Consider the following 21,371-nt stretch of genomic DNA (forward strand, 5'->3'; position numbering starts at 1 on the left):
GCGTGGTTCGGTACCAAGTTCTGGCAGTTCTGTCGTGTTTGTCAGGACCGAGTGAGAACCTCCCGACGAGAGTTGGGTTACGCTCGACCGTAACGCGACATGAGTATCTCCAGACACCCGATTGCGCTCGACATCGAGCAGCAGGTCGGCCGTGGCGGCCGGCTCTTAGCGACCGTCATGGGCCTCCCGCTCGTCGACGGCATCTTCCCGGTGCTCGTCCTCGCAGGAGCACTTTCGACCTGGATGGGCGTCCTCGAAGTAGGCTTGCTGGTCTTCGGTGGGTCGGCTACCGTCGCTGTCGTGCTGGCCGAACTCGAAGGCGGTCCCCGCCAGCAGGCGCGCTCGGTACTCATCATCGGAGCCGTGTTGATGCCGATTGCCCTCATCGAAGCGGCGCTCGCACCGACGATTGCGGGGGTTGTCAAACTGGGCACCCTCGAACGATTCGCCGGCCTCGTCATCCTCGCCATCGCCGCACAGACCGCAAGCGCCCGGATCGGCGAGTACCTGCCGCGTCCAGCCGTCATCGTCGTGCTCGGCCTGCTGGCGAGTCTGGACCCCGCCGGCGCGACGCTGGTCACCGCCATCGAACCCGGCGTCTTGCTCCGGGCGGCCGCCACCACCGGCGTCGGTATCGGCTTCGCTCTCGCCGTCGCGCTGGCGAGTCCGTGGCTCCGCAACGCCGTCGACATAGACCGGTTCCGCTTCGGCAGCGCTGTCGCGCTCGGCGTGCTCGCCCTCTCCGTCCTCGGCGTGATGCCGACCGACGCACCAGTCGCGCTGGCCGTGCTCGCTGTCACGGCGCTGCTCTCCTTCGACCCGGAGAACGCCCGCACGCGCCACACGGAATACCGCCCCGACGCTGTGGACCTCACCGCCGCCTTCGCCGACGGCGGCGCGTCCCAGGGGGTCGCCGCCGACGAACAGACCGACGAAGGGGCCGCGGTCGAGTACGAACCCGACCAGGAACGCGCCCCGTGGCTGTGACGAGGGAGAACTTTTAGGCCCATCAGGCCCGGCTGTCCGGTATGAGCGACAATCGCGTGGTCCAGGGCCGGATGCAGACCCCCGAGAGCCTGGCCGAACTCATCGAAGGCGAGGACGTCATGGACGCAGAACCCATCGAAGACGCCGCCGACGACTGCCCGGAATGTGGTGAGAACGTCATTTCAGTGGGGTATATGCCCTCTGCGCTGGAGTTTGTTACTGGATACAAGTGCCAGGAGTGCGACTGGTCCGACACCGACCGCGACTGAGCGCCGTCTGCCAATCGAAATCCCTTTAATGCGAGTCGGCTTACGCCGGAGTGCGGGGTCGTGGCCTAGTCCGGGAAGGCGGCTGACTCCAGAGGCCACGCGCCTGGGACGACACTTCGAGGGCTGATATACTGAGCGGCCGGCTGATCACCGGTTCGCGACGATGACCCTCTGGAGTTCCGAGGCGCAGGACGGAGATATCAGCCGATCGGGGGTTCAAATCCCTCCGACCCCATTTCCTGCCGCGAGCTACAACGCGAGCGGCAGAACTGTTGAGAGGTGGATTTGAGCCACGCGAGACGAACGAAGTGAGTCTCGCAGCCGGGTGACTAATCCCTCCGACCTCATACTGTTACTCTTCCAGATCAGTCTGTTCGTTTGTTTTCGCCGTAGTCGTGCGTCTAAGGCCCTTCAGTCCCGGTTTTCACACTCTCGATGCAGCCAGAGCGTTCCGAACACGGCTCCGAGTCGGCGTCAGGTTTGGGAGGGCAACACTGCCCCAGTCCAATGAGTTTACTTCATGGCGGCTATCTGCCCACGCATGAGCCAGTTATTACGCGATTTACTTGCCGGAAACGCCGACCACGCGGCGGAGTTCCGGGACCGGTTCGATCAGGTCCAGAACTCGCAAACGCCCGACGCTGTCACGGTCTGTTGCTCCGATTCGCGGGTACTCCAGGACCATATGTGGGGCAACAGCGAGCCGGGGCATCTCTTCACCTGTAGCAATATCGGAAACCGAGTCATCCAGCGGACCGCGTCCGGCGAGGCGGTCTCGGGTGACGTGTTGTACCCTATCGAGCACACGATGACCGAAACCGCCATCGTCGTCGGCCACACCGGCTGTGGAGCGGTGACGGCGACCTACGACGACCTGACGGACGGCCTCGATGAGCCGGCCGGGATCGAGCACTGTCTCGGCGTTCTCAAACCGCATCTCGAGCCCGCGCTGGAACACCTTCCCGAAGACATCGAGCGAGCGGCGGCTGTCAACCGACTCGTCGAGTACAACGTCGACAGGCAAGTCGAGTTCCTCCGCAGCAGCGACGACGTTCCCGACGCTGTGGACGTGTTCGGCGTCGTCTACGACTTTCAGGACGTGTACGGCGGCCGACGGGGCGCAGTCCACGTCATCAACGTCGACGGTGAAACCGATGTCGACGCACTCCGAGCGGCCCATCCCGATATCGACTCGCGGATTACCCGCCTCTGGGAGTACTAGTCCCGCTATCGACTCTCTCTTTGTTCGACCTTGTTCAGTTCGATCAGGAGTCGGAAAATCGCTTTCACGAGGTTCTCGTCAACGTCGAACTGCTCCGCGTTGTCGCCGGCGCGGTCCATGACGGCTTGCTCCTGTTGCTCGTCGGTCGTCGGCAGCCCCTTCTCGTCTTTGACCTGTGCGATGGTGTCGGCCACGTAGGTTCGCTGTGCGATCTTCTCGACGATCTCCTGGTCGATAGTCCGGATTTCGTCGCGCAGTTCGTCCAGCGACATGTCCTCTGGGTTCGGGTTCGTGCTCATACTGTGTGTGTTCCCTTGGTCTGTGTCGTCGTCAGCCAGGTCGCTCCGGGTCGCTCGTCCCAGGCGTCCTGTACGGCTTCGAGTGCGGCCCGCTCGCCAACGGCAGTGAACGACGGCCCCGTCCCCGACAGCGAGACGCCTTCGACGTGCTGGAGCGCGTCGAGTACCGGGTCCGTCTCGAAGTCCAGCGCGGCCGAGAACGCGAGGCCGTTGACCGTCATGGCCCGCTGATAGTCGCCGTCGAGTGCGAGGTCCTCGACGAGGCGGGCCATCGGTGCGATCTGGCGGCATCGCTCGACATCCGCGTCAGCACTGAACGACTGTTCCGGCGGCGTCCAGACGAGCACGTCCCAGTCGATTTCCTCGCGGGCAAGGAGCGCGTCGTCCTCGTTGTCGGTGACGGTGACACCGCCGAGCATCGACGCCGACGCGTCGTCGAAGGCCCCGGTGACGGTGACGCCCACGTCGCGGGCGGCCATGACGCCGAGGCGGGCCATGTCCTCGCGGCTCATCCGCTCAGTCGCGTCGAGTGCGTCGAGCGTCGCCATGACGGTCGCGTTTGCGGCCGCACTGGAGCTTTTGAGCCCCGACGCCATCGGAACCTCGCTCTCCGTGCGGACAGTCCCGCCGGAGACCGCCGGGACGCCCACGTTCTGTGGGCCGCCGTGGGCGTCGATGACGTACTCGACACAGCGTTCGATGAGCCGCGTGTCGGCGTCCGGAGCACCATCCACCTCGCCAGTGACACCGTCGGTCTCAGTCGAGAGCGTGACGGTCGCTGTCGTGTACTCGTCGATAGCAAACGCCGCACCGCGGCCGGTCGCGAGCGCGTTGAGGACCGTCCCTGCTGCGGGCGCTGCTGCCTTCCCTTCCATCGACGTGTACTCCCTCGCGGACCTATTTACTAACTGCGATACCCCTGTAGCGGCACGTTGACCGCAGTACGAAGCAGTAGCGTCGCAGTAAGACGGACAACACTATACCGATCAGTTCGAAGGGAACCAGCAACGGGAAATGAGCATCGGGAACGCACTCCGGGGACTCACCGCAGGCATCGCGGTTCTGGGCTACGTCAGCCTGTTTCTGTTGTTGCAGGTCCGGGCGGCCTCAGTGTCAGTGCTGGCGGGAATTGCGGTACTCGCTACTACTGCACTCGCCGTCGCTGGCGGCCGGCCCGCAGTTCGCCAGGTTCTGGGTCGCGGGTCGTCATCTCAGGAGGACGCGACCGGGTGGTGGCTCGCTCGCGTCGAACCCGCGCTCGAAGACGCTTGGAACACGTATGCGGACCTCGTGCTAACGGTCGGCCTGTGGGGCATCAGTATCGGCTCCTTCGGCGGACTCGTAACCTATCCCGGCGACGACCCGCCGTTTGGCCTCGCTATGACCGGGTTCCTGTCGATGGTCTGTGGACTCATCTCACTCGGATTTCTCATCGATTCGAGGTACGAGTAGTGGCCGGTGGGACGGCTTCGACGCATACGGATTGTTTGCGCGATCTCCCGGTCTGTTCCGACGCCGGGGGCTACCCGGAACCAATCTACTGGCGGAGCAGGCCGAGTGCCTCGGGGCTTGACCCCGAGGGTGAAGGCCGTAAGCCCCGTTAAACGTGTTCCGTTCGCTCGATATACTGCTCAATCGTGTCGGTCGAAACATCACCCGCCGTCCCCACGTAGTACGATTCCTCCCAGAACCCACCTCCCCACAGATACTCCTTCAAGTACGACTCGTGCTGTTCCCACATCTCCCGCGCCGTGATGCTCTTGACCGTTCGCACAATCTCGCTCGGCGCATGCTTCGGGTGGGCTGACAGGAACAGGTGTACGTGGTCGGGTGAGATGTGGAGTCGTTCGAGAGACGCAGTCTCTCGTGATCACGAAAATCTCCGATTTTCGGACGACGACAGTATCTCGTAGCCGTACTCGTCGCACATGGCACGGAAACTCGCTTCCAGCGAATCCTCGATTGGTTCGAGAATGGTGTGGCGGTACTTCGGACACCACACGAAGTGGTAGTTAATGTTGTACACCGTGTGGTTCGACCGCTTCTCGCCCATACATACCAATACAACGACCAATCGAAAGTATTCTTTGAAGTGACTCACAGACCACCACAAGTAAACTTTTAACTGTGGAAGAATAAGGGGTAGACGTGACGAAACAACTCAAGGTATCCGACACCGTGTACGACGACCTTGACGAACTCAAGGACGAGGAGGGCCACACGAGTTTCGACAGCGTACTCCGCACGCTCCTCCTCCACTACCGTCACGTCCAACCCAACGAGCAAGAATGACCGACTCACAGGCTCTCGTCAAGACGCTGGACTTCCAACTCGACATCCAGAGTGACAACGAGAGCCTGCTGTACGACGCCACCCTCGAAGCGCGGTCGGTGTACAACGAAACCATCCGTCTCGCCAAGCAAGGCGTCGACTGGGACGCGATTCCCGACCGTGTAGCCGACGACGCCAACCTCGTGAAAAACACGACACAGCGCGTCGTCGCCAAAGCACTCGGCGCGATGGAGAACTACTACGAGTACGACGACTTCGGCAAACCCAGTCACACCAAGGACGGCGCGTACCCCCTCCGAACGAACTACGAGGAGGGGTACAACCTGTCGCTCACCGACGACGGCGACGTGGCGTTCCGCATCAGCGCGAAGCCGTACAAGCACGTCACGGGCGTCCTCAAAGGGAGTGACGCCAACCTCGACATTCTCCAGACCGCACTCGAAAGCGATGAGTGGAAGATTGGGACGGCGGAAGCCCTGTTCCACAACGACAACGCTGAGTTGCACGTCAACGTCACCAACACCGAACAGACCGTTCGAGACAAGCAGGACTCGCGGACGGTCGTCGGTGTGGACGTGAACGAAGACAACGTGGCTCTCACCGCTCTCTCCGAGGATGGCATTGAGGACTCGTTGGTTATTGACTTCCCCGAAATCAAGTTCGAGCGCCACCGCTACTTCACGATGCGGAAGCGCGTCCAGAACGCGGGGAAAGACAGCATCCACGACACGCTGGAAGGGCGTGAGGAACGGTTCGTCCGTGACCGACTCCACAAGGTGTCTCGACACATCGTGGAGTGGAGTCGTCAGTTCGAGAAGCCGTGCATCGTCTTTGAAGACCTCAAAGAGATGCGCGACAGTATCGACTACGGCACGCGGATGAACCGACGCTTGCACCACCTTCCGTTCCGCGCCCTCCAGTTCTATACGTCGTACAAGGCGTCGTTCGAGGGTATTCCGACTGCGTGGATTAACCCCGAGTACACGAGCCAACGGTGTCCGATGTGCGGACACACGGAACGTGCGAACCGTAACAAGAAACGGTTCAATTGTCGGGACTGTGGGCATCAAGACCACAGCGACCGTGGTGCAAGCGTCAACATCGCCGTGAAAGGCGTGAAGAAACTCGATTGGAATGTGCCTGCTCTCAACAGCCTTCCCGTTGTTCGGAAGGTGCGACGGCGGGCATCGGGGGCCGTGGACGCCCCGACCGTGACCCAACCGACCGCCCGAGGCTATCAGGCCGATGGTCGGATGGGAGTGTCCGACTAAACCACGGGAAGCCTCGGGGCTTGACCCCGAGGCGGTTCACACCGTCCCGTCTCAGGCCGGGAACAGGAAGTACGGAACGACGAACAGTAACAGGAACATGAACAGGAGGACGAGGCCGTAGCCGGCGAGTGTCCCGGCGGCTGTCAGCCAGGCCGGATGGTCGAACTGCTCGGTGATGTTTGACATACCCAGCAGTTCAATCGGGGACAGTATAGTGGTTTGGGAGCGGGGCGGGCACCGACAGGCCGAACCGCCGCAGTGGCTTGCTTGTGATTGATAACGGTAGTCTTTCAACCATCGGTTCAGTACACTGGCAAAAATGTATATCGTCATCGTCGGCGCCGGTGATATCGGGTCGCCGTTGCTTGAAATCGCGACAGCAGGCGGCAACGAGGTCGTTGCCATCGAAAGGGACGAGGAGCGAGCGGAACGTGCGTCGAGACAGTACGACTGTCTCGTTATCAACGACGATGCGACGTCGAAAGACACGCTAGAGGACGCCGGTGCGGACCGTGCCGATGCGCTCATATCGACGACCGATCAGGACGCGACGAACATCATGGTCTGTCTGCTGGCACAGGAACTGGAAGTGCCGGACATTGTCTCGGTCGTCCACAACCCAGAGCACATGAACGTGTTCCGCCAGATCGGCGTCAACACGATGCAGAACCCACAGCGGCTCATCGCCGAGTACCTCTATCGGGCCGTCAAGCGGCCGTCTATCGTCGATTTCATGCGTATCGGCGACCAGGCGGAAGTGTTCGAGATCACTGTCACGCCCGGCGCACCGATTGCGGGTAAGACGTTGCAGGAGGCGAACACGGAGGGCCTCATCGGCGGCCAGACGCTCATCGTGGCCATTGAACGCAACGGGGAGGGCGACCCGATAACGCCCCGCGGCGATACACGAATCGAGGCAAACGACCTCCTCACGGTCTACTCGGGAGACGGTGCGACGCCCGAGGTGACCGACATCTTCGGTCACGCCGAGGACCACAACTGATATGTCACGACGGAACGGCGGGCTGTTCCCGACGGACCTGAAAATCATCACCAGGGACATCGGCTCGCTCCTGCTGATGGAGGCCGGGCTGATGACGATCACGGCCGCCATTGCGCTCGGCTTTCGGGAGTTTCACGCCGCTCTCGGGTTCTTCACCGCGGCCGGGGTGACCGCCGCCGTCGGTGGTCTCGCGAACCGTGGCTTCACTGACGCGCCGGCCCCAGAGATGAAACACGGCATGGTAATCGCCGCCGGCGGGTGGCTGATGGTCGCCACGTTCGGCTCGCTGCCGTTCCTGTTGACCGCGTGGTTCACGCCCCCCGCCGTCATGGATACGTTCGTTCCAGTCGGAACGGACACGAGTACGTGGGAGCCGATCAGGGTCGGCGGGACGACGACGCTCTCCAGTCTGGCGTACTTCCGGAACCCGCTCCACGCTTTCTTCGAGAGCATGAGCGGATGGACCGGGAGCGGCCTGACGATGGCGATTCACGAGCCCTCGCTCCCCCGCGCAGTTCAGTGGTGGCGGTCGTTCATCCAGTACGTCGGCGGCGTCGGCGTCATCGTCCTGACCGTCTCCATCCTCTCGCGGCCCGGCAGCGGCAGTTACGCGCTCTACCAGAGCGAGGCCCGCGAGGAGAAGATCCACCCGAGCGTCGTCTCCACCGTCCGAACGGTCTGGAAACTCGTCGTCGGCTACACGGTGCTCTCGTTCGCGCTCCTGTTCGGTGCCATCCTCGCCAGCGATAGCGAGTACGCCGAATCGCTGCCGCTGTGGGAGGTCGCCTGGCAGGCGCTCAACCACGCCATGACCGGGCTGACGACTGGCGGGTTCTCGGTCACGGACAACTCGATTGCGACGTACAACTCGCCGCTCGTCGAAACCGTTCTGTTGCCGATCATGATTCTCGGTGCGGTCGCGTTCCCGGTCCACTACGTCGTCTTGCACGACAGGCAAGTTCGCGAACTGGTGTCGGACTTACAGACTCGCTGGCTGTTCATCCTGCTCGCGCTCGGCGTCGTCGCGCTCTCGGTACAGAACGTATGGTCCGTGCCCGCGACGACCGAGGCGTTTGCCACCCAGTCGTTCCTGCCGTTTTCGGTGCCGATGCTCGACGCCGCACAGCTCGATGCGGTCCGGGACTCGACGTTCCAGTGGGTCAGCGCCCTCAGCTGTACCGGGTTCCAGTCGGCCCCGATCGGCCGCTGGCTCGCTGGCGGGAAGGTGCTCGTGGTCGGCGCGATGGTGCTCGGCGGCGCTGCCGGATCCACCGTCGGCGGCATCAAGATCATCCGTGGCTACACCATCGCTCGCGGCATCATCTGGCAGTTCTCGCGGGTGTTTCTCCCGACGAACGCAGTGATTACGGCCCGAATCGGCGACCGGACGCTCGACCGCGAATCGATGGAACGGGAGTTCAGCGAAGCGGCCATCGTCACGCTACTGTGGCTCATCATTCTGGTGACCAGCAGCGTCGTCCTCACCAACGTCGCGGGACCGGAGTTCGGCTACGCCGATGCCCTGTTCGAAGTCGCCAGCGCACAGGGGAACGTCGGCCTCTCCTCGGGCATCACCGGCCCGTCGATGCCCCCGCTCGCAGAGGGGATGTTCGTGCTGAACATGTGGGTCGGCCGACTGGAGATCATCCCGATTCTCGTGTTCATCCGCGCCGGACTGTACGGGCTGGAACCGTAGTTGAGCGGGCGGCCCCTTACTCTCCGTCGTCGGGATAGACCTCGCCGAGGAACATCCAGCGTGCCTTCGTTCCACCCTCGGGTCGGGATTCCTGTTTGACGTGGTAGAGATACGGACCGTGGGGACAGTCGTCACAGCCCTGCGCACAGGAAGCCAGCTTTACCACCTCAGTGTAGCCGTCGCGTTCGGTTGCCCGGATGATGTCTTCGTTGGGACCCGGTTCTATCGGCGACGCCGTCTCGTCGTGGAACTGCAGCAGTTCCTGCGCGTAGATGATCGTGTTGCGGAGTTCTTCAGGCGTCAACTCCGGTAGGTCCGTCGCCACCCGGTCCGGAACCCCCTCAGGTGGCGTCGGTTCGTCTGCAGGACTGGTCATACCGTAGTCTCCGTCGGGTAGGTACATAACTGAACTGCCAGCTAGAACTGCCGACGGAACGAGTCTCCCGCACTCACTCGTTCCAGAACGCCCCGGTAAATATCACGAACACCGGAATGATCTCCAGTCGACCGATCCACATCAGGAATATCATCAGCAGTTTGCTGGTCTCCGGGAAGCGTTCGTAGGTCCCGAACGGCCCCAGAAACCCGAACCCGGGACCGATGTTCCCGATGGTCGCCAGGCTTGCGCTGATGGCTTCGAAGACAGTCAGGTCGAGCCCGACACGGCCTGCATCGAGGAGGAGAAACACTGTCGCGACACCGAACGTGAGCAGGTACAACAGCGTGAACCCGTATATCGCGTTGATGACGTCCTCGTCGATGACCTGCCCGCCGAGCCGAACTGGTTTGACGGCGCTGGGATGAGCTGTCGTGAACAGTTGGCGTCGGATGCTCTTGAGCACGACCAGCCATCGGACGATCTTGACACCGCCACCGGTCGACCCCGCGGAGCCACCGATGAACATCGCGAACAGGAGGATTCCCTTTGCGGTGTTACCCCATTCGGCGAAGTTACTGGTCGCGTACCCGGTCGAGTTCAGCAACGAGGCGATCTGGAACGTGGCTTGCCGGAGCGAGTTCTCCAGCGCACCCTGTGTCACACCGCCGAGTTCGAGCGGCGGCGCGGACCCGGTAAAGAGCAGTCCCCAGAGGATGACGGCCACGCCGGCGTTCGCACCGAGGTACGCCTGGAGTTCGCGGTCCTGGAGGAAGGCGGCGTACTCGTCCTGTAACAGGAGGTAAAACAGCGCGAAGTTCATCCCGGCGATGAGCATGAACGGGATGACGACCCACTGGACGGCCGGTGAGAAGTAGGCGATGCTCTCGGCCTGGGGGGAGAACCCGCCGGTGGGCAGCGTCGTGAATCCGTGTGCGACGGCATTATACGCATCCATGTTCGGTGCGTAGCCCGTGTAATGGAGGCCGAGCAGAATGAGGATATACAGAACGGTAAAGCCCAGATAGAACAGCCAGAGGAGCCGTGCGGTTTCGGCTATCTTCGGCGTCAGCTTCTGGAGTTCGGGGCCGGGCGCTTCGGATTCGATCAACTGCGCCCCGTTGACGGCCGCTTCCGGAAGAATGGCGACCATCAGAACGATGATACCCATCCCGCCGAGCCACTGGGTGAGCTGTCGCCACATCAACAGCGCGTGGGAGTGGCGGGCAAACGATATTTCGTTGGTGACAGTCGCCCCAGTTGTGGTGAAACCGGACATCGACTCGAACAGCGCGTTCACGGGCTCACCGAGCGCTGATTCGGTCCCCCAGCCGGCGATAACGTAGGGAATCGCGCCGATAACCGCGACAGCACCCCAGGAGAGGCCGACGAACAGCAGCGCCTCGCGTGGCCCGAGTTCGTGACTGTCGCTGGCTTGCTCCAGCGCTATGCCGAGCGTGATGGCGATCGCGATAGAAATCAGAAAGACGACGGTATCTTCTCCGTACAGAAAACTGATCCCGAGCGGGACCAGCATTGCGACGGCGAGATACTTGATTACAGTGCCGGTCAGGGCGACACTCTGTCGCCAGTCGACGCGAACCGACATCACTGATCACCGACCATTAACTGACGCTCACACTCCCGATATGAAAAAGCCCCACGTTCCAACAGCGCTGCTTCCGACGGAGATACTCGGGAACAGCGCTGCTGTAGGGTTTTCCCTTCCGCAACGGAACTCGCTATATACAGACAGGTACCGGTCCGAGTGTTCCGTTGACGACGATTGGTTTTCCGAATTCGAACATCTATATTTAAATAAGGTTCGAATATACGATATAAGTAGACACATTCTTACCGACCTATCTACTCCGTCTGTGTATGAACAGTAGCACCAACGAGACAACCACGGACATTCTTGCACATGTCTTGCTACCGGTTGGCAACGAGGACGACGCGCTTGCGACGGCGACTGCGCTCGAACCGTACGAGCCGGAGCAGGTGACGGCGTTACACGTCGTCGAGAAAGGCGAGGGTGTTCCGGACAAGACGCCAGTCGAGCAGTCGGAAGAGCTGGCGGCAGAGTCGTACGCGGCCGTCAGGACGGTGTTCCCTGACGCCGACGACCGCACCGCGTACGCTCGGGATGTCGTCGAGGCTATCTTCGATGCCGCCGAGGAAGTCGGAGCGAGCGCTATCGCGTACCGATCCCGCGGTGGTGGTCGCCTCATGCAGTTCCTCTCCGGTGATCTCTCGCTGAAGCTCGTGACAAACGCGGAGGTCCCAGTAATTGCACTTCCACAGGCGGACTCGAAGGAATGAGCGACGAAGAACTGGCGAAAGACCTCGGGCTGGTGTCGGCGATGACCATCGGCATCGGGACGATGATCGGTGCCGGTATCTTCGTCCTGCCCGGCGTGGCCGCGAACGCGGCCGGTCCCATCGTCGTCGTTTCGTTCGTCGTCGGTGGGCTGATTGCGATGGTGAACGCGCTATCGGTCTCGGAACTCGGCACGGCGATGCCGAAGGCGGGCGGCGGGTACTACTACATCAACAAGTCACTCGGACCGCTGTTTGGCTCGATAGCCGGGATGGGCGACTGGATGGGACTGGCATTCGCCTCTGCGTTCTACTGCATCGGGTTCGGCCAGTATCTTGCCGTCTTCGTCCCGCTCCCCGAAGTCGCCTTTCTCAACCCGATTCAGATAGGGGCGCTCATCGCCGGGGCGATATTCGTCGCCGTCAACTACATCGGAGCCAAGGAGACCGGCGGCGTCCAGACGGTCATCGTCTTTATCCTGCTCTCTATTCTCACCGTCTTTGCCGTTGCAGGCTTTTTCGCCTTCGACTACGCGACGCTGGCGGGATCGGACGGCCTGGCGCCGTTCGGTACCGGCGCGATTCTCCCGGCGACGGCACTCGTGTTCGTCTCTTTCCTGGGGTACGCGAAAATCGCCACTGTCGCCGAGGAACTCAAGAACCCGGGACGGAACCTCCCGATTGCCATCATCGGGAGTGTGGGTATCGTGACCGTCATCTACGCAATCCTCGTGTCGATGATGCTCGGGGTCGTTCCGTGGCCGGACCTCAGTCAGGACGCGCCGGTCGCACAGGCCGCACAGATCGCGTTCCCGACATCCATCGGCCCGATCGGCGGCGTTGCCGCCGGTGCGGCAGCCATAATGACCGTCGGCGCACTGCTGGCGACGGCTTCCTCCGCGAACGCGTCGATTCTCGCCTCGGCCCGGATCAACTTCGCGATGGGCCGGGACAAGATCGTCACGAACTGGCTCAACGAGATCCATCCCAACTACGCCACGCCCTACCGCTCGATTCTGGTCACCGGCGGACTCATCATCGTATTCATCGTGTTCCTCGGTCGCGACATCGAGGTGCTGGCGAAGGCGGCCAGCGTCCTCCACCTCATCGTCTACGCCCTGATGAACGTGGGACTCATCGTCTTCCGCGAGGCCGACGTGCCGGAGTACGACCCGGACTTCACGGTGCCGCTGTACCCCATCACGCCGATACTCGGTGCGGTACTCTCGCTTGGCCTCGTCGCGTTCATGGACCGCATCGAGATTGCGCTGTCGGCCGGATTCGTCCTCGTCGCGATCGCATGGTACTTCGTCTACGCGCGCGGCAAAACCACACAGCAGGGCGTACTCTCCGACTACATCGGCAATCGCGAGGAACAGCTTCCGGATCAGGTGGTAAACGCCGCCGACGCAGTCGCACCGAACGGAACCGAGGGACCGACGATTATGGTGGCACTGGCGAATCCCCGCACCGAGAGCGCGCTCATCACCCTCGCAGGCGCGCTGGCGAAACACGAAGGCGGACGGGTGCTCGCAACCCACATCGTGACAGTCCCAGACCAGACCGCGCTCGAAACCGCTGCCGCGGACAGAGGTCAGATAGACGCTACCTCGGAGAGCCTGCTGGACGCCGCGAAGGCCGACGCGGAGGCCTTCGACGTGCCGATAGAGACGAAGACGATCCTCTCACACCGCGGCATCGAGGAGGTGTTCGACGCGGCTCGGACGAACGACGCCGACACCGTCGTGATGGGCTACGGCGGCACCCAGTTCGCCAGCGGTCGCGCCGAAGGCACGCTGGACGAACTGGCCCACGACTTGCCGTGTGACTTCCTCGTGCTGGACGGGCAGGACCTCGACCTCAGTGACGTCCTGGTTCCGACCGCTGGCGGTCTCTCGTCGGACCTTTCCGCGGAGGTCGCCAAAGCGCTCCAGGAAACTGTCGACGTAGCCGTCGACCTGCTCCACGTCGTCGACCCCGGTGCAGAAGAGAGCGGTCGCACGTTCCTGCGCGAGTGGGCGGCGGAACACGACTTGGCCGACGCCGAGATACGCATTGAAACCGGTGACATCGAGAGGACCATCGAACGGATCGGCCGCGACTACAGCCTCGTCGTCGTCGGCGCGACGGAACGAGGCCTGCTATCACGCATCGTTCGCGGCTCGCTGGTGTTCGACGTCATCGAGACGCTCGATACGCCGGTCCTGCTGACCGAGCGCCCGTCGTCGCGTTCCCTCCGAGAGCGGCTGTTCGGTCGGGAGTAGCCACACGGCGTGTCAGGCGTGGCCCTGCTCTTTCGCCCCCTCGCGGATCTTCTTTGCTCGCTTGCGGACGCGTGAGACGTACCGTTCGATTTTCTCCGGTTTCTCGCCGTAGAACGACGCGGCCCAGTGGACGTCGACACCGTCCTGTGTGAGGAAGTACGCCACGAGCGTATCACGGCCAGCCTGTATGACCGTCGGCGGCACGCCGCGGTCGCCGGTCCCGGCCTCCTGGAATCCGTTCACGTCGAAGTACACGTCGGCGTACAGCGTCGCCATCTCGGGGTCTTCGAACTCGATTCCCTCGTGGTCCGGGGCCTCGAACCGGTAGCGCGTGTCGCCGTCGCCTGTCGCTCGCTCGACGACGCGCACGTCGAGGATGTACTCGCGGTAAATCGAACTGTCCGTCGGTGCAGCGGTGGTGTCTGGTTGTGGCATAGGTGGGTATTGCTGTGGAGTTACTGTTGCTGAGTGCGTCTGGCTGCCAGCGCCGCCACCGCGGCGAGTGCGGCGATAGCCAGCGCTATTGGGAGTGGACCGTTCGCGCCGGTCGTCGACTGGTCGCCGCCCGCGGAGCCGTCCTCTGCGGCGCTCGCGGTGCCCGCTGACTCGGCTGTGCGCTCGCTGGCGGGTGACGATACTTCGGTCACGGCGGCCACTGTCTCCGTCGTCGCGCCCGGTGACACTGCGAGCGCCGCCGGCTCGGTCGCTGGCTCGACTGCGCCGCCGCCGTCGGCGTCGACCTGGTTCGATGCGACGGTCACCTGCGTCTCACCGCCGTCGACGCCGGTAAGCGAGACTGTCGCGAGCACCACGTCGCTGGCTCCGGGTTCGATCTGGCCGTCGAGGTCAGCCGCTTCGAGCGTGATCGTCCCGCCGTCTGAACTAACGACGGGGTCGGTCGTGAGCGCGAATCGGTCGGGATAGCTCGCGTTCCCGAACCGGGCGACTGCGGGGTCGTCGACGGCGAGTTCGAGCTGGTAGCCGGCAAGGCCGTCCGGCGCGCTCGTCAGGACCACTGGAACGGTCGTTGTCTCGCCGGCGGCGACGGAGCCGGCCTCGATGCTGATTGTCGGCGTGCTCTGCCCTGTGGCGAGCGCGGGGACCGTCCCCGCGAGGAGGACGAGCGCGACGAGCGCCAGGGGGCGGCTGGCGGTTCGGACGCGACCGCGTATCGAACAGGTGGTGTCGTCGGTCATTGTGTTGCTGTATCGAAAGATGGGAGGAGGACTCGGTCGCTGTCGTCAGTTGACCTCTTCGTAGAGCGCCGTCACGTCCGCGAAGTCGATCTTGCCGTTCTCGTTGAAGTCGTACGCGCCGGTGTTCAGCTGGACGCTGTCGGAGTCCATGTTCGAGAACAGCACCTGCACGTCCTCGTAGTCGAGACGGCCGTTGCCGTTGAGGTCCTCGAAGTGGCCGTCGCCGTCGGGGTCGGTCGGCGCGGCGTCGCCGACGACCGTCTTCGGACCGCCAACGACGATGCCGTTTCGGACCTCTGCCTCGATGGCGTTGCCGTTCTCGTCGTCCATCTGCTTGATGGAGACGGTCAGGTCGGTCGTGCCACCGCCGTTGGCGCGGACGTCGAGCGTTGCGAGTGGCACGTCCATCGCGCCGGACTGGACGTTCGTGTCGACATCGGCAACCCGGATTGTCGCCGACGAGCCGTCGTCGCTGATGGAACTCTCGGTGAGTCCGAGCGCGTCGGGGAATGAGACGCCGGTGATAGACGCGATTTCGGGGTTCGAGACGCTGACGGTGAGCCGAGCGCCGGAGAAGCCAGCGGGGAGCGACGAGGCGGTCAGCGGGACGCTACCCGTCGACCCGCTGCCGACCGCGGCGGAGTTGGCGCTGACGACGACGTTGGGCTGGTAGACATAGAGGCCGTCGTTCGGGTACGAGCGCGCGGGGCCGCCGAAGCCGTCCTCACAGCAGATGACGCGGCCGTCGCGCATCGTGTAGACGTTGTCGATGTTCCGGAGCGCGTCGTTTGCGTCCTCCGGCGAGTCGGTGAAGTCGGGGCCGGTGATGACCGGTTCGAGCGTCGAGACGTTGTAGTCCGACTCCAGTACCCCGCGGTAGACGACGCCGCCGTCGACGCGGTCCATCTGGATGTCGCCGGTGTCGTCCGCGAGTGCGTCGTTGAACTCCGAGATGCCGAAGTAGACGAAGTCCCCGGGCTGGGAGTCGTCGACGCTGTCGACGCCCTCGGCCTTGTTGAACTCGATAGATGCGCCGATTTCTTTTGCGGCCGCGCGGGTCTCCAGGAACGGGACGCGTCGGAGGTCCTCGTCGACGCCGTCGGGACCGTTGGCCTCGTACTGCTCGGCCCACTCGACGATTTCCTCGTTCGTGATGTAGTTCCGGTTCCCGTTCTCGATGACGGACAGGTCGGCCTGCTTGATGACCGCCTCGGTCACCTCGTCGCCGTCCGCCCAGTCGGCGTGTGCGCTGAGGTAGTCGGCCTGGGTCACGTCGTCGTACTCGGCGACCCAGGACTCGACCTCGCTGTTCGTGGCGTGACCGAGTTCGAGCCACTCGATTTCCAGCGGGGTCTGTGCGGGGGAGTTCCGCTCCCCGGCTTCGGCGGCGTTGGCCGCGTCGTTCGTGATCTTCGGTGCGTACAGCGTCCCGGCGACGTCCATCGGGTCGTCGTACTCCGGAATCGGCTCGTCGGCGACGAACTTGTAGATGCCCTTGCTGTCGCCGTCCGAGCAACCGTAGAGGGTCCGCTGGTCGCCTTCGATGTCGGGTGCCTCCCACGAGGCCCGCCCCATCACGTAGTACTTGACCGCTTCGGGTTCGTCAGCGGTCGGTTCCCGGAAGTCGACGAAGTACCCGTACCGGTACGGGTTCGGATACACGTCGTCGAGCAGCGTCGTTGCGAGGTTCTCGCCGTCCCCCTGGTCGTCGCGCTCCGCACCGAGGTAGTACGCGAGGAACTCGACGCCGGTCAGCGCCCAGGAGCCCTGTGCATAGAAGTTCTCGTCGAGGTCGCCGCTCTCGGCATAGGACTCGATAGCGCCCGATATCTCGCTCGGGTTCGGACGGTTCCAGAACTGACACCCACCGATGAGTCCCTCGCCCGACCCCGCCTCGACGATGTCGCTCACCGTCGCCGTCAGACTGACGCGGGGATGTGCGTAGTTCTCCTCGGCGGAAATCATCGTCTCCCACGGGCTGAGGTCGCCGTAGCAGTTGATCCGCGTCCCGCCGTGTTCACGGAGGGATTGGGTGTTGGTCAGGTTCATCGCGTTCCCGGTGTCCGCGCTCCACTCGCCGTTCTCGTCCTGGCTAAGCGGGACCCGCGAGACGCATCCGGGGCTGTTCTCCCAGTTCGTGAACAGGTAGCCCTCGGTCCCCTCGTCGTTGGTCGGGACGAACTGGTTACAGTCGGGGTTCGTCGCCGCGCCACCGTACTGGGTACCGGCGAAGTTCTCCTGGGTGATATCCGTCCCGTCGGGCGTCTGGACCACGCCGAGCCGTTCCGCCCCGCCGTTGATGGGTTCGCGTCCCTGCACGAGGATTTCGTAGTCGCCCGCCGCGGACCGGACCTGACGCTGTTTCTCCTCGGTGTCCGGAACCCCCACCTCCGGGAAATCGTCGTTACTCCCATCGAACTCGAACTGGAAGCCGCTGAAATAGCCCACTGCGGCCCGTCCGAACGGGTCGGGGTTCTCTCCCTCCGGGTGCTGGAGACTGTACAGCAGTGACCCGTCCTCGAAGACGAACGGGCCGGTCACTTCCGCGCCGAACGCCGTCGTCGAGAAGCGTTTGAGACTCCCGGCGACGCTCGGAGCGCCCGGTGTGTCTGTCTCTTCGACCTCTTCCCCACTTGCCACGCCGATGACGCTGGCCCCAAGCGCAGCAGCCACCGACTGTGAAAGCACCTGCCGTCGAGTGAAATCGACCATGCGAGTGGGGGGTAGGAGTGATAATTAAAGCAAGTTTATAATATTCGTATGATGTATTTAGAGCGGTCCCATTACCTCGGTTCGATACGTACTGCTAACATATCAGATATATCAGATATAGTGCTATTTTTTCCGAATGCGTACTGACTCGCTCTGATTGCAGTCGCTCACGCACTGGTTCATCCTCACCTACGTACCAGTCCGCTTCGAGTAGCCGGCACAGTGTCGTCCCACTCCCGCCCGCGAGTCAAACAAGTAGTCGCTGTGGGGTGCGAGCCGGGTGGCTACATCCCCATGTCGGCAGCCGGCTCTGGGACCGGAAGGGCGTTCGGAGACACACCGAGCAGTTCCGCCGCGTGGTCGAGCGCCATATCGAAGCCGTAGTATCGCTCCAGTTCGTCGCCGTCCGCGGTCGGTCGGACCTTCAGCATCGCGTACCCCTCGATGTTCTGTGCGACCGCGGCGCTCCCGCTGTCGCTCTCGAATGTCAGCAGCCGTTCCTCGTCGGTCTCTCGGTAGGTGGCCGTGATACCGTCGGCTGACGCCTCGACGGGGAGTTCGGAATCGGTCATCGGCGGCTCTAGGAACCGGGGGTATGCGAACTTGGCGGTCCGCTCGGAACCGCAAACGCGAAACCGGGCGGCCGTGACCGGACACCTATGGCGAAGTGGCTCCAGAGCGGCCGCCGGCGCGATATGTGCGTCCTGCTGGCCGCCGCCGAGGACGGGGAACTCTCCGGCCAGCGGCTGAAGACGCGGCTCGAACGCCGCTACGACACGCGAATCGAACCGAAGAGCTTCTACGGCGCGCTCGACGCGCTGGAGTCGGCGGGGTTCGTCGCCCACCGCGAGGACGGCATCGCCGACAAGTACTCGCTGACCGAGGCCGGTGAGCGGCGGCTTCGAGACCAGTTCGAGTGGATTCGGGAAGCGCTCGACGAGGACGGCTGACGCCGCTGATTGTCTGCCCAGCCGAATCGTTGCACCGCTACTGATGGGATATCCTTTTTGTGAGCGCTCCCACAGAACACAGGTATGTCCCTGTCCCGCTCGCTCCTCCTGGCAGGCTTGGACGCCCTCCCGTTCGCGGCGCTCGCCAGCGTCGCAACGTACGTGTTCGCACGCACAGCCATCCACCCGTCGGAAATTGTCGGAATGCTCGCCGGGACCGTCGGCGTGGCGGTACTCCTCGCGCTTGGAACCATCAGCGCGAACCGCTACCGTGCGGACGGAAAACCGTTCTACTTCACGCGTGCGGTGGTCGTCGAAGGGCTCCTCTCGTTTCCTTAGTCGAGGAGTTCACTGGCAATCGTATTGCGCAGCACCTCGCTGGTCCCTTCGTAGATCTCGTTGAGTTTGGCGTCGCGGTAGAACCGTTCGGCCGGGAAGTCCTTCGTGTAGCCGTAGCCGCCGTGGACCTGAATGCCCTCGTTCGCCACTTCCCGGGACACTTCAGAGGCGTAGAGTTTGGCCTGTGCAGCCTCCTTGACGAAGGACTCGCCGGCCATCTTCTTGTCGGCCGCCTGGTGCATCAGCAGGCGGGCGGCCTGCGTTTTCGTGTCCATATCGGCGAGTTTGTGCTGGATGGCCTGAAAATCGCTAATGGGCTGGTCGAACTGCTCGCGGTCCTGCGCGTACTGCAGCGCCTCGTCCAGTGCGGCCTGGGCGATGCCGACGCCGCGGGCCGCGATAGTGATGCGCCCGCCGTTGAGCGTCTTGAGCGCGTGGACGAACCCACGGCCTTCCTCACCGAGACGGCGGTCCGCGGGGATGCGCATATCGTCGAACCGCAGTTCGGCGGTCGGACAGCCCTTGTCGCCGAGTTTGTGCTCGGTCCCTTCGACGATGAAGCCGTCGTCCTCCTCGGGGCGAACGACGAACGACGAGATGCCCTTGTTGCCGGCTTCGGGGTCAGTCTTTGCGAACAGGACGACAGTGTCGGCGACGGAGCCGTTGGAGATCCAGAGCTTGCCGCCGTTGACCAGATAGGTGTCGCCGCCGTCGACCGGTTCGGCAGTGGTGTCCATCGCGGGCACGTCACTGCCCGCGCCCGCTTCGGAGAGGGCGAACGCGCCGATCTCCTCGCCTTCGGCCAGCGGCGTGAGGTAGGTCTCTTTCTGCGCTTCGTCGCCGAACTCGTAGATCATGTTGCAGGCCAGCGAGATGTGTGCGGCGACGATGGTGCCGAGCCCGCCGCTTCCCCGCGAAATCTCTTCGAGGGCCATCGCGTAGCTGTGATAGTCCAGTTCGGCCCCGCCGTACTGCTCCGGAATCGGCATGCCCATCAGACCGAGGTCGGCCATCTCGTCGACGAGGTCCCACGGGAACTCGTCGGTTTCGTCGATCTCCGCCGCCCGCGGCTTGACCTCGTCGTCGACGAACTCCGAGACCATTTCCTGTATCTGGCGTTGTTCCTGTGTGGGGCTAAAGTCCATGACAGATTCTAACGCGGGTTGGGTCTTTACTGTTGGCCAACGCCCAGCCCGTTGCTGGGTATTGTACTCGGCCCGGTACTGTCGGTGTTCGGTACCGCAGATCGGTCAGTCGTAGTCGTAGAAGCCCCGCCCGGACTTTTTGCCGAGGTCGCCGGCCGCGACTTTGCGTTTGAGCAGGTATGCGGGCTTGTAGCGGTCGCCCAGTTCTTCATACAGCGTTTCGGAGGCGTCGAGGACCACGTCGAGGCCGATGTGGTCGGCCAGTTCGAGCGGCCCCATGGGGACGTTCGTTCCGAGAGTTAGCCCGCGGTCGATGTCGGCCTTATCCGCGACGCCTTCGTCGTACGCCCGGATGCCCTCGTTGATCCAGGGCATCAGCACGCGGTTCACGACGAAGCCGGGCTTGTCGTCGGCCTCCCAGGTCTCCTTGCCGATATCGTGGGCGAACTCGCGGCCCAGCGTCACCGTCTCGTCGCTGGTCTTCTCGCCGACGACGAGTTCGACGCCTTTCATCACCGGCACGGGGTTCATGAAGTGCAGTCCGAGGACCTGTTCGGGCCGTTCGGTGACACTAGCGATGGTCGTAATCGAGAGCGTGCTCGTGTTGCTGGCTAGCACCGTGTCCGGCCCGCAGACGGCGTCGAGGTCCTCGAACACTGACTGCTTGATGTCCATGTTTTCTGTTACGGCCTCGACGACGAGGTCGGCATCCGCGAGGTCCTCCATCTCTGTGGTTCCGGTGATGCGGGCTGTTGCCGCTTCTGCTTCCTGTTCTGTCACTGTGTCGCGCGCAACGAGCGTCTCGAAGCTCGACTGGATCTCCTCGAACCCGGCGGCAACCAGTTCTTCTGATACATCGCGCATGACGACGTCGTAGCCGGCCGTCGCTGTGACCTGGGCGATGCCGTTACCCATCGTTCCAGCTCCGACGACGCCGACGGTGTCGACTGTTTCGAGATGCATACCCGCGCCTTCGTCCGGCGGTCGTGTAAGTCTGCCGACGGTATCGACTCGTCACGGCGGCCGGAAGC

23 protein-coding genes, 1 tRNA gene and 1 pseudogene are annotated in these 21,371 nt (G+C 63.3%); 13 read left to right on the top strand and 12 right to left on the bottom strand.

Annotated features, from left to right (window positions below; all coding sequences use genetic code 11):
• The first annotated feature begins 99 nt into the window (after positions 1-99).
• From VI340_RS06215 to VI340_RS06230, 4 genes are all read left to right on the top strand, one after another.
• Positions 100-987, top strand: coding sequence for a DUF5794 domain-containing protein (locus VI340_RS06215; protein WP_008309359.1), 888 nt, complete (start codon positions 100-102; stop codon positions 985-987).
• A gap of 41 nt (positions 988-1,028) precedes the next feature.
• Positions 1,029-1,256, top strand: coding sequence for a DUF5795 family protein (locus VI340_RS06220; protein WP_008309357.1), 228 nt, complete (start codon positions 1,029-1,031; stop codon positions 1,254-1,256).
• Positions 1,257-1,310: 54 nt separating this feature from the next.
• Positions 1,311-1,491, top strand: a tRNA-Trp gene (locus VI340_RS06225).
• A gap of 306 nt (positions 1,492-1,797) precedes the next feature.
• The gene (locus VI340_RS06230) at positions 1,798-2,478 is read left to right on the top strand and encodes a carbonic anhydrase (protein ID WP_044951817.1); all 681 of its coding nucleotides are present in this window, start codon (positions 1,798-1,800) and stop codon (positions 2,476-2,478) included.
• Between the two features lie 5 nt (positions 2,479-2,483).
• On the opposite strand, the gene VI340_RS06235 is transcribed toward VI340_RS06230, so the two are convergent.
• Complete coding sequence (locus tag VI340_RS06235) at positions 2,484-2,777, bottom strand: chorismate mutase (protein WP_008309354.1); 294 nt, start codon at positions 2,775-2,777, stop codon at positions 2,484-2,486.
• Positions 2,774-3,652 carry a shikimate kinase gene (locus VI340_RS06240; RefSeq protein ID WP_014040253.1) on the bottom strand — a complete coding sequence of 293 codons (879 nt, stop codon included), beginning with the start codon at positions 3,650-3,652 and terminating at the stop codon, positions 2,774-2,776. The genes VI340_RS06235 and VI340_RS06240 overlap by 4 nt, the downstream gene beginning before the upstream one ends.
• 139 nt (positions 3,653-3,791) lie before the next feature.
• Between VI340_RS06240 and VI340_RS06245 the strand changes: the two genes are divergently transcribed.
• Positions 3,792-4,229: a hypothetical protein gene (locus VI340_RS06245; protein WP_336358019.1), complete on the top strand. Its 438-nt coding sequence runs from the start codon at positions 3,792-3,794 to the stop codon at positions 4,227-4,229.
• Between the two features lie 148 nt (positions 4,230-4,377).
• Here the strand turns inward: VI340_RS06245 and tnpA are convergent.
• Positions 4,378-4,830 (bottom strand): annotated as a pseudogene (tnpA, locus tag VI340_RS06250) (IS200/IS605 family transposase).
• Between the two features lie 95 nt (positions 4,831-4,925).
• Here tnpA and VI340_RS06255 point away from each other — a divergent pair.
• Both VI340_RS06255 and VI340_RS06260 read left to right on the top strand, forming a co-directional pair.
• Complete coding sequence (locus VI340_RS06255; protein ID WP_023843275.1) at positions 4,926-5,069, top strand: hypothetical protein; 144 nt, start codon at positions 4,926-4,928, stop codon at positions 5,067-5,069.
• Complete coding sequence (locus VI340_RS06260) at positions 5,066-6,340, top strand: RNA-guided endonuclease InsQ/TnpB family protein (protein WP_014040476.1); 1,275 nt, start codon at positions 5,066-5,068, stop codon at positions 6,338-6,340. The genes VI340_RS06255 and VI340_RS06260 overlap by 4 nt, the downstream gene beginning before the upstream one ends.
• Before the next feature lie 51 nt (positions 6,341-6,391).
• On the opposite strand, the gene VI340_RS06265 is transcribed toward VI340_RS06260, so the two are convergent.
• Positions 6,392-6,526 carry a hypothetical protein gene (locus VI340_RS06265; protein ID WP_336358020.1) on the bottom strand — a complete coding sequence of 45 codons (135 nt, stop codon included), beginning with the start codon at positions 6,524-6,526 and terminating at the stop codon, positions 6,392-6,394.
• Between the two features lie 133 nt (positions 6,527-6,659).
• Here VI340_RS06265 and VI340_RS06270 point away from each other — a divergent pair, with 133 nt between their 5' ends.
• Both VI340_RS06270 and VI340_RS06275 read left to right on the top strand, forming a co-directional pair.
• A complete protein-coding gene (locus VI340_RS06270) occupies positions 6,660-7,343 on the top strand; it encodes a potassium channel family protein (RefSeq protein ID WP_336358021.1) in 684 nt (227 codons plus the stop codon).
• A gap of 1 nt (position 7,344) precedes the next feature.
• Entirely contained in the window at positions 7,345-9,039 is a 1,695-nt protein-coding gene (locus VI340_RS06275; RefSeq protein ID WP_336358022.1) for a potassium transporter TrkG, read from the top strand.
• 16 nt (positions 9,040-9,055) lie between these two features.
• Here VI340_RS06275 and VI340_RS06280 read toward each other — a convergent pair whose 3' ends face one another.
• A complete protein-coding gene (locus VI340_RS06280) occupies positions 9,056-9,415 on the bottom strand; it encodes a hypothetical protein (protein WP_014040258.1) in 360 nt (119 codons plus the stop codon).
• Between the two features lie 73 nt (positions 9,416-9,488).
• Positions 9,489-11,024 (bottom strand): TrkH family potassium uptake protein, encoded by a 1,536-nt coding sequence (locus VI340_RS06285; RefSeq protein ID WP_336358023.1) that lies wholly within the window; start codon positions 11,022-11,024, stop codon positions 9,489-9,491.
• 272 nt (positions 11,025-11,296) lie between these two features.
• Here VI340_RS06285 and VI340_RS06290 point away from each other — a divergent pair, with 272 nt between their 5' ends.
• Positions 11,297-11,737, top strand: a complete 441-nt coding sequence (locus tag VI340_RS06290) for a universal stress protein (protein ID WP_008309338.1) — start codon at positions 11,297-11,299, stop codon at positions 11,735-11,737.
• A complete protein-coding gene (locus VI340_RS06295) occupies positions 11,734-13,998 on the top strand; it encodes an amino acid permease (protein ID WP_336358024.1) in 2,265 nt (754 codons plus the stop codon). Before VI340_RS06290 ends, VI340_RS06295 begins: the two co-directional genes overlap by 4 nt.
• A 12-nt stretch (positions 13,999-14,010) precedes the next feature.
• Here the strand turns inward: VI340_RS06295 and VI340_RS06300 are convergent, their stop codons facing one another.
• The 4 genes from VI340_RS06300 to VI340_RS06315 all read right to left on the bottom strand — a co-directional run bounded on the left by VI340_RS06300 (position 14,011) and on the right by VI340_RS06315 (position 18,478).
• The gene (locus VI340_RS06300; protein WP_336358025.1) at positions 14,011-14,433 is read right to left on the bottom strand and encodes a hypothetical protein; all 423 of its coding nucleotides are present in this window, start codon (positions 14,431-14,433) and stop codon (positions 14,011-14,013) included.
• 20 nt (positions 14,434-14,453) lie between these two features.
• A complete protein-coding gene (locus tag VI340_RS06305; protein WP_336358026.1) occupies positions 14,454-15,194 on the bottom strand; it encodes a cell surface protein in 741 nt (246 codons plus the stop codon).
• Between the two features lie 45 nt (positions 15,195-15,239).
• A complete protein-coding gene (locus tag VI340_RS06310; RefSeq protein WP_336358027.1) occupies positions 15,240-17,906 on the bottom strand; it encodes an alkaline phosphatase PhoX in 2,667 nt (888 codons plus the stop codon).
• 284 nt (positions 17,907-18,190) lie between these two features.
• The gene (locus tag VI340_RS06315; protein WP_008309333.1) at positions 18,191-18,478 is read right to left on the bottom strand and encodes a DUF7111 family protein; all 288 of its coding nucleotides are present in this window, start codon (positions 18,476-18,478) and stop codon (positions 18,191-18,193) included.
• Positions 18,479-18,565: 87 nt separating this feature from the next.
• On the opposite strand from VI340_RS06315, the gene VI340_RS06320 reads away from it, so the two are divergent.
• Together VI340_RS06320 and VI340_RS06325 are read left to right on the top strand one after the other, a co-directional pair.
• Positions 18,566-18,856 (top strand): PadR family transcriptional regulator, encoded by a 291-nt coding sequence (locus tag VI340_RS06320; protein ID WP_336330496.1) that lies wholly within the window; start codon positions 18,566-18,568, stop codon positions 18,854-18,856.
• Positions 18,857-18,940: 84 nt separating this feature from the next.
• Positions 18,941-19,195 carry a hypothetical protein gene (locus tag VI340_RS06325; protein WP_336330495.1) on the top strand — a complete coding sequence of 85 codons (255 nt, stop codon included), beginning with the start codon at positions 18,941-18,943 and terminating at the stop codon, positions 19,193-19,195.
• Here the strand turns inward: VI340_RS06325 and VI340_RS06330 are convergent.
• Together VI340_RS06330 and VI340_RS06335 are read right to left on the bottom strand one after the other, a co-directional pair.
• Positions 19,192-20,340 carry an acyl-CoA dehydrogenase gene (locus tag VI340_RS06330; protein ID WP_008309330.1) on the bottom strand — a complete coding sequence of 383 codons (1,149 nt, stop codon included), beginning with the start codon at positions 20,338-20,340 and terminating at the stop codon, positions 19,192-19,194. The genes VI340_RS06325 and VI340_RS06330 overlap by 4 nt on opposite strands.
• Before the next feature lie 105 nt (positions 20,341-20,445).
• Entirely contained in the window at positions 20,446-21,303 is an 858-nt protein-coding gene (locus VI340_RS06335) for a 3-hydroxyacyl-CoA dehydrogenase family protein (RefSeq protein WP_008309329.1), read from the bottom strand.
• Positions 21,304-21,371 lie beyond the last annotated feature (68 nt).

This window comes from Haloarcula sp. CGMCC 1.6347 (genome assembly GCF_037078395.1).
In the GTDB taxonomy this organism is placed as follows: domain Archaea; phylum Halobacteriota; class Halobacteria; order Halobacteriales; family Haloarculaceae; genus Haloarcula; species Haloarcula amylolytica.